Raw genomic sequence first — 12,100 nt, forward strand, 5'->3', positions numbered from 1 at the left:
TTTAATTTATTATTTCAATTTATATAATTCTTAAAAAAATATTCATAATTTCACATTCGTTGTTTTTAAAACATTTCCATGCAATTTTCAATAAAAAGAATACTTCCGCATATCCTAATTCTTATAGGGTTTGTTGTTTTGTCATTAGCCTATTTTAATCCTGTTTTACAAGGAAAACAATTGTTTCAAAGCGATATCATGCAATATATAGGCATGAGTAAGCAGCAAAAAGATTTTAAAGCAAAAACGGGTGAAGAGACTTATTGGACAAATGGCGCTTTTGCAGGTATGCCAACCTATCAATTAGGGGCAAAGTATCCTCATAATTATATAAAAAAGCTTGATTTAGCATTACGTTTTTTACCAAGACCAGCAGATTATTTGTTTTTATATCTAATCGGGTTTTATATTTTGTTGTTGGTTTTAAAAGTAGACTTTAAACTCGCTGCTTTGGGAGCAATAGCGTTTGGGTTTTCAGCATATCTCATTATTATTCTAGGTGTCGGCCATAATAGTAAAGCACATGCTATTGCATATATGCCGTTGGTTTTAAGTGGTATACTGCTAACATTTCAAAAGCAATATATTAAAGGGTTTTTGTTAACAGTAGTAGCTATGGGCTTAGAGTTAGTGGCGAATCATTTTCAAATGACCTACTACTTATTGCTTTTGGTTGTTGTTTTAGGAATTGTTTATTTAATTGATGCTTATAAAAAGAAGTTGCTACCGCATTATTTTAAATCGGTTGGTGTTTTAGTTGCAGCCGTTATGCTTTCAATAGCTTTAAATGCTACAAATATATTGGCGACCAAAGAGTATGTAAAAGAAAGTACGCGTGGTAAAAGTGCACTTACGATTAATCCTGATGGTTCACCAAAAGAGATTACTTCTGGTTTAGATAAAGATTATATTACTCAGTTTAGCTACGGGAAATGGGAAACATTTAATTTGTTTATTCCTCGTTTTATGGGTGGTGGTAATGGAGAAAATATTGGTAAAGATTCGGCAACCTATGATGCTTTTAGAAAATTAGGTGCAACTACTACACAAGCAGCAGAACAAGCTAAACATGCACCTATGTATTGGGGAGATCAACCAATTGTAGAAGCGCCTGCTTATGTTGGAGCGGTTGTTTTATTCTTATTTGTGTTTGCCTTGTTTTTAGTAAAAGGACGTTTAAAATGGTGGCTTGTTGGTGGTGCTTTAATGTCACTATTGTTATCTTACGGAAAGAATTTAGGTTTTTTAACCGATTTCTTTATTGATTATGTGCCGCTTTATAATAAGTTTAGAGCAGTGAGTTCTATTCAAGTTATTTTAGAATTATGTATTCCTGCGTTGGCTATTTTCGGACTTGTTAGATTGTTTAACGATTTTGAAAAGAAAGAAGAAAAACTAAAAGCTTTAAAATATACCCTAGGAATAACAGGAGGTCTTGCTGTTGCTTTTCTGTTGTTTAAGTCTTCGTTATTTGATTTTGTAGGTGTTAATGATGGTTATTATCGTCAAAGTTATGGACAATCATTTGTTGATGCTTTGGTTAAAGATAGAAAATTACTTTATACAAGTGATACTCTAAGAACATTAATTTTAGTGCTACTTTCAGCGGGAGCCATTTTTATGTTTTTAAAAGATAAATTAAAAGAACAGTGGGTTGTAGTTGCTTTCGCAGTGCTTTTATTGTTTGATTTAGTTGGTGTTGATAGGCGCTATGTGAATAATGATGATTTTGTATCTGCTATTCAAGTGAATAAACCATTTCAGGCTAATGAAGCTGATAAAGAAATTTTAAAAGACACAACCTATTATAGGGTTTACGATTTAGTTTCAGGACGTTCTAAGCCATCATACTTTCATAATTCGCTAAATGGTTATAATGCAGCAGAGTTAAAGCGTTATCGTGAAGTTTTTGATTGGCATATTTCAAGAAATAATATAAATGTATTAAATATGTTTAATACTAAATATATTGTAGCTCAAGATAAAGAAGGGACTGTTTTTAATTATAATAATGATTCTACTAATGGTGCGGCTTGGTTTGTGAAAGAATTGAAACAAGTAGAGTCTGCTAATGAAGAGATTTCGCAGTTAGATAGTTTAGATAATAAAAACATTGCTATTTATACAAAATCGAAGATTGATATAGATAAGTCGCTTCCTAATAAATATACTGTAGATTCTTTAGTGTCAATTAAAATAGTAAAGCATCAGCCTAATTATTTAAAATATCAATCAAATAATTCAAACGATGGTTTTGCTGTGTTTTCTGAAGTGTATTACGGAAATGGCTGGAAAACCTTTGTAGACGGAAAAGAAACCACGCATATGCGTGTAGATTACACATTACGTGGTATGTTGATTCCAAAAGGAAAGCATACTATTGAGTTTAGGTTTGATCCTGATGTTGTAAAAACAGGAAGTTCTATTGCATTGGCAAGTTCGTTGTTATTTGGTTTGTTATTGTTAGGAGGCTTGTTTTACGAGTTTAAAAACAAGGAAACAAAACCACGAGATTGAAACTTGAATTAAAAAGATTCTCTTCTTCGAGGGAATAAAAGATGGATAAAAAAAAAGCACTCATTATAACGTATTATTGGCCACCTGCAGGAGGTCCAGGAGTGCAACGTTGGTTGAAATTTGTAAAATATCTCCCAGAATTTAATATTCAACCCATCGTTTATATTCCAGAAAATCCTAATTATCCTATTGTTGATGATAGTTTACTAGAGGAAGTGTCAAGTGATGTTATTATTTTAAAACAACCTATTAAAGAGCCTTATAAATTAGCTGGTGTGTTTTCAAAAAAAGCATCACAAACTATAAGTAAAGGTATTATTTCAGAACAAAAGAAGCAAAGCGTTGTTGAAAAGTTGATGCTTTATGTTCGTGGTAATTATTTTATTCCAGATGCTCGAAAAAGTTGGGTAAATCCATCTGTTGCATTTCTTTCAGAATATATTTCAAAAGAGAATATAGAAACCATTATTACTACAGGACCGCCACATAGTTTGCATCTTATTGGTTTTCAGTTGAAAGCAAGGTTGGGAGTGAAGTGGATAGCCGATTTTAGAGACCCGTGGACAACTATAGGTTATCATAAACAACTTAAACTTACTGAGTCTTCAAAAGAAAAACATAAAGCATTAGAGGCTCAAGTTTTAAATACTGCCAATCAAATTGTGGTAACGAGTTCGGTAACAAAAACAGAATTTCAGCAAATAACAAATAAACCAATTGATGTTATTACCAATGGTTATGATTATGAAAAAGTAGAAAATGTTACGCTAGATTCTAAATTTTCAATAGCACATATTGGATCGTTGTTGTCAAAAAGGAACCCAGAAGTTTTATGGAAAGTTTTATCGGAGTTAGTAAACGAGTATGCTGAATTTGCTAACGATTTTCAGCTTACTTTTGTAGGTTCGGTTAGTGAAAATGTGCTTAATTCTATTGAAAAACATGGTTTAAGTAGTTATGTAAATAATGCAGGTTATGTTTCTCATATAGATTCGATTAAATACCAGAAAAAATCTCAATTATTATTGCTGATTGAAATAGAATCAGAAGACACGAAGTGTATTATTCCTGGTAAGTTGTTTGAGTATATTGTTTCAGGTAGACCTATTTTAGCAATGGGGCCAAAAGACTCTGATGTTGAAAAAATTATTAAAGAAACCAATACCGGAAACTACTTTAATTATGATGATTATGAATCGTTAAAAAAAATTATTTTAGAGCATTATAAAGCTTTTCAAAATAAAACATTGCAGTCGCATCCAATAGGTTTGCAAAAATATCATAGAAAGGCGTTAACAGAATCTTTATCTAAGTTAATATAAAATGGGTGTTGTAGTTACTCAATCTTTTAAAAACGTTATGTCAACCTATTTAGGATTTGGAATAGGTGCTATAAACACCTTGTTTTTATACATTAATTTTCTTGGTGATGAATATTATGGTATGGTTGGCTTTATGCTTTCTTTGGCCTATGTATTAATGCCGTTAATGGCATTTGGAGTAAATAATACCTTAGTCAAGTTTTATACATCATTTAAAACACGCGTATCGTTAAATAGTTTTTTAACGCTTATGTTGTTTTTGCCATTGTTTATAATAATTCCTTTAAGTCTTATTAGTTACGTAGGATATCAAACTATTGGAGATTATTTATCTACAGAAAATGCTATTATAAAAGATTATTTATGGCACACCATTGTTATAGCTATAGCTTTGGCGTATTTTGAAGTGTTTTTTGCATGGGCAAAAGTGCAAATGCTAACTGTGTTTGGTAACTTTATGAAAGAAGTATTTCATAGAGCAGGAGCTATGGTGTTGTTGTTTATGTTATATTTTGAAGTTTTAAATGTAGAACAATTCATGATTGGTTTGGTGTGCGTCTATATTTTACGCATGTTAATCATGAAAATATATGCATTCAGCATAAAATTTCCTGTTATTACGTTTAAGAAGATTAATAATCTAAGCAGTATTTTAAAATATTCTTTTTTAATAATCATTGCAGGTTCTATAGCAACTATTCTTTTAGATGTCGATAAAGTGATGTTGGGGAAATATATTAAAATAAGTCATGTAGCATATTATAATGTAGCTATTTTTATTTCGGCAGTTATAGCGGTGCCTCAGCGCTCTATGCACCAAATATTAATGCCGTTAACAGCAAAGTACTTAAACGAGAAAGATTTAGGTGCTTTAGATGATTTGTATAAGCGTAGTTCGTTAAATTTGTTTATAGTTGGTGGTTTTATTTTTTTATTGATTATTTTAAATATCAATCAATTGTATCTTTTTATTTCTGAAGATTATAGCTCGGGCTTACTTGTAGTATTATTAATTAGTCTTGCTAAACTCTATGATTCTCTACTTGGTAGTAATAATGCTATTTTGTTTAATAGTGATTATTATAGAGTTGTGTTGATTTCAGGTGTTGTTTTGGTGGTATTGATGGTGAGTCTCAATATGATTTTTATTCCGTTATACGGTATCAATGGTGCAGCAATAGCAACTTTTATTGCTATATTCACATATAATTCTATTAAGTTATTCTTCGTTTATAAATTCTTTAAAATCCTTCCGTTTACAGTAAATACGGTAAGAATAGCAATGTTGATACTAGTGAGTGCTGTGTTGTTTTATTTTTGGGAGTTTCCTTTTCATCCTATTGTAAATATTGGTTTAAAAACGTTACTAATAACGATTACTTATGTATTCGTAATATTCAGATTTAATTTTTCTGAAGATATTTCGGCACTTATAAAGAGAGTATTGAAATTTAAATAATATTCTTAAAAACAGAAAACCCCTCGATGTTGCTTTGAGGCAAACTTATCGAAGGGCTTTCTTAACTAACCAACCAAAGTTATTATGATCGTCTGCGTGTTGTTGTCGATCTTGTATTGTTTCTAGAATTACTACTTCTGCTTTGTGTTGCTTTAGGTCTACTTTGTGTAGATCTTGTTACAGTGCGTTGTGTTGTTCTTGGTTTGCTTTGCACTGTTCTAGTAGCTACATGTTGTGTATTTCTAGTATTGTTATTACTCTTATTATATGTACGCGTATTAGAGCTTTTTGGTTTTTGAGTAACCGTATTATTTCTAGTTCGCGTTACTGTTCTTGTACTAGTACTATTTGTATTAGGTCTTGTTGTTCTGTTAACGGTTTCTCTAGTTCTTTTCGTGTTTATTTGCGAATTATTTCTAGAAGGTGTTCTTGTACTTGTTGTGTTTACTCTTCTGTTAACTGTTCTATTAGCGGTATTGTTGCTTTTTCTAGTGCTATTGTTTGCTGTAGAATTATTATAACGTCTTGTAGTTTCTCTGTTACTATTTGTATGCGTTTTAGTATTTCTACTTGTATTGTTGTATGCAACGGTACGTCTAGAATTAGCTTTCCTATTTATTTTAGTTACATTTCTGTTGCTTCTATTTACTGTAGCATATTTTCTATTTCTATATATAGTGTTTCCTCGTCTGGTGGCTACAGATGTTCTAGGTCTGTAGTTGTTATAAAACGGTCTGTTGTAAGTGTAACGTACAGGCGTGTAATATTGTCTATAAGGTCTATTGTAAACTACACAGTGGTTGTAAGATGGTACACTGTAATACCTGTGCCATGGTCTGTAAACATAACCTCTATTAAAAATATTAATGAATCCAGAACAGTGAGTAAAAGCATTGTATCTATTATAATGAACATATAACCCGCCAACACGATTTATATAGCCGTAGCTGTTGTAGTTTATATTTACATTACCAACTTGATCTACACGTCCGTAATAGTCATAGTAAATAGGTGTGTTTTCTATTTGAATAATGGCACCAAACTCATCGTACTGTACATAAGCATTATAATCATGCCCAGAATTGAAACTGATATTTACGTTTGGAGAACCAATTGAAACGTTGAAACGAGAATTGCCTCTTAAAATATTAAAATCGAATTGACCATCACGAAAAACCGAGAACTCAATACCGTCTTCTACAAAAATGAAAGAGTTACCATAACCTCTATTGTAAATAGTTGATGTGTTTTCTGAGGTGTTAGTTGCTGCTGTAACAGTAAATCCTGTAAAGAATATAGCTGTTATTATAAATAGTATCTTTTTCATAATTGAATGTTTTAATTGTTCTACACTTTAGTAATTACAAACAGCGTGCCAAAAACAAGAAGAATGGTTTAAGTGATTGTAAATCAGTAAAAATATAGTTGGTGAGTTTTTAAGTTTCATATGTGTCAACTTGATTTTATGAGGAAAATGATCTAATTGCGTTTAGCGTTTTATATAAAGTATAAAAACGATTTTATTTTAATATTCGTTAAACGAATCACATAAAAAAAACTTAAAGCTTTTTATAGTTGCAACGATCTCAATTGTTATTTTGGTGTGATTGAGAATTATTACATTAATATACAGGAATTTAAAAGTGTTATAATTTATTTCTGTTAAACATATATAATTACTACATGTCGTATATTTTTTTTTAATGTTTTAAAATAATTTATTTTTAAACTTATATGTATAAAATTTTATAGGTATGGACATATTAGATCAAATAATCTCAAAAAGTAAATCTATTAATAAGATTACTAATTTTGATTCAAAGAATTTTAAAAAAAAATACTTAAATAAAGGTGAGCCCATTGTTTTAAAAGGGTACGGAGATGATTGGCCAGCGAAAACAAAATGGAGTTTAGATTTTCTTTCAGGATTAGAAACTGAAGAACCGGTATCTTTAGAGTTAGGAGCAAATAATCAAAATGAAACAGATTTTGTTAAACAAAATCTTAGTTCTTATATTGAAAGTATCAAAAAAGGAGATCAAATTAAAGGTGAAAGCCCAGCATATTTGACCTTATTTAACATTTTTTCACGTTTTCCACATTTAAATGAAGATATAGATCTGTCTATTTTTACTAAGTATACAAAAAAAAATAATGTTTATGGATGGATAGGCCCAAAAGGCACTGTGACAGGATTTCATCAGGATTCTTTGAATAATATGTTAGCTCAAGTTATGGGAAGGAAACAGGTGGTTTTAGCTTCTCCTAAACAAAGTAACAGTATGTATGTTAGCGATAAATTTGATTTAGGAGCTGTTTCTAGCGAAGTTGATATTAATAATTACAATAAAGAAAAGCACCCGAAAATTCAAGATGTTGATTTTTTTAGTACAGTCTTAGAGCCAGGAGATGTTTTGTTTATACCAAGAAAATGGTGGCATTATGTTAAATCAATTGATATGTCAATAAGTATTAATAACTTTGGAGCTCTTTTAAAAGATGTCTTAATAACTGAAACTATTGAAGGAATTCAATATAGATTACATTGTAGAGGCTACTATAAGAAAAAGAATAATTGTACTTGCCATAAGGTGGTTGATGGTGAAATAATAAGTAAGTATGCTTAAATAATAAGATAAATGTATTTGACTTTAAAGCAAATGCTAATCGTCGGTTTTAAATGTTTTTGCTGACGCAGTTGTTAACCCTACTAACAAACCTGCAAACAAAAGTACTGTTCTCTTCATAATCATAGGATTTATAATTTCGCCTACTCTTTAGCTTTTCGGTTTGCGCTATTGTGGTTTAGTTTTAAATTTGCGTACCGAAAACTTAAATAGCTAATTTTGAGTGCTGTATAAGTGTGTGATGCTTGCTGCTTTTTTTAGTATTTTTATAAAAATCAATTAATTTTATGCCAAAAGTATTAGAGACCTGTAAAAATTGTGAGCAGAAATTTAAAAAGAAGTTTAAGTTTTGCCCGCATTGTGGACAAAAAGTAAATGATGCCCTAACACTTGGAGTTTTGTTTTATAATACAATAAGTAATTACTTTTCGTTTGATGCGCGTTTTTTTAAGAGTTTTATTCCTTTGTTATTCAAACCTGGTTATTTGGCGTCTAAATTTATAGAGGGAAAGCGTTTATTGTATTTACATCCAGCTCAAATGTATTTATTTATTACGGTGGTGTTTTTCTTTTTGTTTTCTTTTATTCAGCGCGATCAAGTGCAGAGTTTAGATAAGCAGCTGGCAAAAAGCTTACCTAAAGCAAAGGTTTTGGATACTATAAGTAATGCAAATGTTAGAGATTCTTTACAAGCTGTTGCTTTATTTAAAGAACAGAAAGAAGATTCTATTACTAGAAGTGAATTGGAGAAGCCTTTAAATGATAATAGGTTTTTAACAGGTATGCCTGGAGCGAAAATAGACTCGTTAGTGAATGCTGATGATTATAAAAAGAATGGTATTCAACCTTTCGATTTTAATCAAAAGGAGTTAGATTCCTTAATCACTTTAAATGTTTCAGATGATCTACTATATAATGCGATGGGGATGCGTACTGATGCCAATTGGTTTAGTAAACGTTTGTATGCTCAGGCTTTAAAATTTTATAAATCAAGGCAAGGCGGAAGTATATTACAAGTTTTTTATGATGCTGTACCTATTGCGATGTTCTTTTTGCTGCCAATTTTTGCTGTGTTATTAAAATTGTTTTATCGAAAACGAGGTACCTATGCGCATCATTTAGTATTTAGCTTTTACTATTTTTCTTTTTTGTTTGTTGTTTTTAGTGTTATAATTGGTGTTAATTTTATTCTAGATATCCCTGATTGGATTGATTTGTTAATTGCAATTTCAAGCTTTGGATATCTGCTTATAGCGCTGCAACGTTTTTATCAACAAGGGGTTTTTAAAAGCTTTATTAAAGGCAGTGTTGTTTCGTTTTTGTTTTTGGCTTTTGTAGCACCTTTAACCGTTTTTTTCTTGGGAGTATTTGCTTTTTTGTCTTATTAAATTATAATAATAAAAAAGGGTGCGTAAAACACGCACCCTTTTTAAATATTTAATTTTTGTTTAAAACAAATTACTTAGTAATAAATTTAACGGCTTTTTCACCTTCAAAAGTTTTTACTGTAGCAATCCAAAGACCAGATTTGAATTCAAAATTTGTATCCTCATTAGTCTTGAATGTTTTAACTAAAGCTCCAGAAATACTATAAATATTTACTTCTGTTTTAGATTTTACATTAGATAAATAAACTCTGCTTCCTATTGCTTTAATATTAGATGATACTTTAGAAGCTTCTCCAACTTTATCAACTCCTAATACGAAATCTGGGTTTGCAACTAAAGTTGTAGGAACCTCTGTAGGTCCGAATGTCAGCCAGTAAGCAGCATTTCTCCATATAGTTAATGCTTCAGGACTTATGTTTGCACCATCTCCCATTACCATTGCTCCATAGCTAAATGAAAATGCTACAGCATTTACTGTAAGTACGTCTGTTCCTGATGTTCCAAATGAAGTTCCAGCAGGTAGATAGTTAATTACAAAAGATTGAGCGGCATCAGTAACTTCAGGAACTGTTGCTGCAGCTCCGGCTGCTGCACTTGAGATATCTAAATTGTTTAATACGTCTATACCTTTATTACCACCAATACTACCATCATCGTTAGCAGTAGCTGAAGAGAAAATTCTTATATCGTTTCCACCACTTAAATCAATTCCACTAAATAATGGGTTTAATGGATTAACGGCAGTAACTGAAACATTTTGAGTACCAGTCACAGTAGCATCATTATCAGTTACAGCTTTACCATCTCTAAATGCCCATGTTTTGTTATATATAATAGGAATTGTAACATCTTTTATACCTAGAGCACCTCCTGGTTGAAAAATAGCACCACCAGAACTAAAAGTTTCTTGAGCAATTACTAAATCAAATCCAGAAAGATCAGGAACATCACTACCGTCAGCCATAGCTTCAAAATAAGTAACGTCAAAATTTTGGTCAGCAATTAACATGTTGATAACTGGGTCAGCTCCAGGAGCTGAAGCACCAGCACCTTGACCAACGCCAGCTTGATTTAAATAAAGTACTTTTTTAGGAATGAAATATGCTCCATTTGCTACCACATTCGTAGGTGTTGTTTGCCCAGTAAGCACATAGGCAGCATTTCTCCATATAGTTAATGCTTCAGGGCTAATGTTTGCACCGTCTCCCATTATCATTGCTCCATAGCTAAAAGATAAAGCTACAGCATCTACAGTAAGCTTATCTGTAGCAGCTTCACCAAGTTGAGTTCCAGATGGAAGGTAGTTAATTACAAAAGCTTTAGCTGCATCAGTAACTTCAGGTACAGTAGCTAAACTACCTGCAGCAGGAGCGATATCTAAGTCGTTTAAAATATCAATAGCTTTGTTTCCTCCACCTGCAGTACCATCATCACTAGCAGTAGCAGCTTTGAAAATTCTAATATCGTTTCCGCCACTAAAATCAATTCCGCTAAAAAGCCCATGACTTTGGTTACTTGGATCTACAGTCACTGAAAGGTTTTGGGTTCCAGTAACTGCGGCATCAGTATCAGTAACTGCTTTACCATCTCTAAACGCCCATGTTTTGTTGTATATAATAGGAATAGTAACATCTTTTACACCTAGAACACCTCCTGGTTGAAATAAAGCACCACCAGAACTAAATGTTTCTTGAGCAACTACCAAATCGAAGTTAGATAAATCTGGCACACCGCTACCATCTGAAGCTGTTTCTGTATATGTAACAAAAAAGTTAGGGTCATTAATAAGCATATTAATTACAGGATCTTGTCCAGGAGCTGAAGCATCAACACCTTGTCCAACACCAACTTGGTTTAAATAAAGTAATTGTTTTGCAGCTTCAGTGTTCACATATAGAGTAGTAGGAACTGTTAGGCCTGTAAGCTTGTAAGCAGCATTTCTCCAAATAGTTAATGCTTCAGAAGTTATGTTAGCACCATCACCTCTTACTTGAACACCATAACTAAAACCGAATACTACTATATCTACGCTAGCTTTATCAGTTGAATCTTCGCCTAATTCAGTGCCAGCAGGAATATGATTAATTACAATAGCTTCTGCAGGATCAATTACTTCTGCAGTGGTCGCTAAGGTGCCAGCAGCTGCAGAAGACATGTCTAAATTGTTAAGGATTTTAAGACCGTCATTTCCGTTAGTACCATTACCATTAGCAGTTTCAAGGAAAAGTTTGATTTCAACATCACCACCTGCTGAAAAATCAATACCATTAAATAGCTCATGAGATTGGTTTACAACTGGTACGGTAACTGAAAGGTCTTTTTTGTTTTTAGCTATTCCAGCATCAGCATCTGTAATAGCTTTACCATTTCTAAAAGCTTCATTTTTACAGAAAATAACAGGAACTGTTAGGTTTTTTAGAGCTAATGGACCACCTGTAGCGGCACTTGACCATGCAGCGCTTCCAGAAGAAATACTTTCTTGACAAATGATTAAGTCGTATACAGAAAGATCTGTGATAGCAGCCTCAGGATCTCCTCCCAATATTGCTCCTCCACCGTCTATTCGACCAGTAGTAGTAATTTCAAAATTCACATCTGCATCAAGCATTCTAGTAATAGCATCATCACCAGGAGCAGAAGTTGTAAAGCCTCCGTTATATGTTTCTTGAGCTCCGTTTGCCAAATAAAGCACTTTTTTTGCTTGTGCTTCCATCTGAGTTGATACCAAGGCTACAAATAGCATTAGTATTAAAAGTGTAATTTGTTTCTTCATAATGTAATAAAGTT

Annotated in this window: 7 protein-coding genes; 5 read left to right on the plus strand and 2 right to left on the minus strand. The window is 32.1% G+C overall.

The features are described from left to right. Positions 1 to 78 precede the first annotated feature (78 nt). The 3 genes from ACH5TW_RS05460 to ACH5TW_RS05470 are packed head-to-tail and all read left to right on the plus strand — an operon-like array spanning position 79 to position 5,298. Positions 79 to 2,517, plus strand: a complete 2,439-nt coding sequence (locus ACH5TW_RS05460; RefSeq protein ID WP_439335482.1) for a YfhO family protein — start codon at positions 79 to 81, stop codon at positions 2,515 to 2,517. A gap of 41 nt (positions 2,518 to 2,558) precedes the next feature. Continuing rightward, a complete protein-coding gene (locus ACH5TW_RS05465; RefSeq protein ID WP_439335483.1) occupies positions 2,559 to 3,839 on the plus strand; it encodes a glycosyltransferase family protein in 1,281 nt (426 codons plus the stop codon). Between the two features lies 1 nt (position 3,840). Next, positions 3,841 to 5,298 carry a lipopolysaccharide biosynthesis protein gene (locus ACH5TW_RS05470; RefSeq protein ID WP_439335484.1) on the plus strand — a complete coding sequence of 486 codons (1,458 nt, stop codon included), beginning with the start codon at positions 3,841 to 3,843 and terminating at the stop codon, positions 5,296 to 5,298. 82 nt (positions 5,299 to 5,380) lie between these two features. Here ACH5TW_RS05470 and ACH5TW_RS05475 read toward each other — a convergent pair whose 3' ends face one another. Continuing rightward, positions 5,381 to 6,625, minus strand: a complete 1,245-nt coding sequence (locus ACH5TW_RS05475; protein ID WP_439335485.1) for a hypothetical protein — start codon at positions 6,623 to 6,625, stop codon at positions 5,381 to 5,383. 427 nt (positions 6,626 to 7,052) lie between these two features. Between ACH5TW_RS05475 and ACH5TW_RS05480 the strand changes: the two genes are divergently transcribed. Further along, complete coding sequence (locus tag ACH5TW_RS05480) at positions 7,053 to 7,925, plus strand: cupin-like domain-containing protein (RefSeq protein ID WP_439335486.1); 873 nt, start codon at positions 7,053 to 7,055, stop codon at positions 7,923 to 7,925. Between the two features lie 287 nt (positions 7,926 to 8,212). Then, positions 8,213 to 9,313 carry a DUF3667 domain-containing protein gene (locus ACH5TW_RS05485; RefSeq protein WP_439335487.1) on the plus strand — a complete coding sequence of 367 codons (1,101 nt, stop codon included), beginning with the start codon at positions 8,213 to 8,215 and terminating at the stop codon, positions 9,311 to 9,313. Positions 9,314 to 9,383: 70 nt separating this feature from the next. Here ACH5TW_RS05485 and ACH5TW_RS05490 read toward each other — a convergent pair whose 3' ends face one another. Then, positions 9,384 to 12,086, minus strand: a complete 2,703-nt coding sequence (locus tag ACH5TW_RS05490; RefSeq protein ID WP_439335488.1) for a T9SS type A sorting domain-containing protein — start codon at positions 12,084 to 12,086, stop codon at positions 9,384 to 9,386. Positions 12,087 to 12,100: the final 14 nt, after the last annotated feature.

This window comes from Thalassobellus sediminis (assembly GCF_044386045.1).
GTDB lineage: Bacteria > Bacteroidota > Bacteroidia > Flavobacteriales > Flavobacteriaceae > Thalassobellus > Thalassobellus sediminis.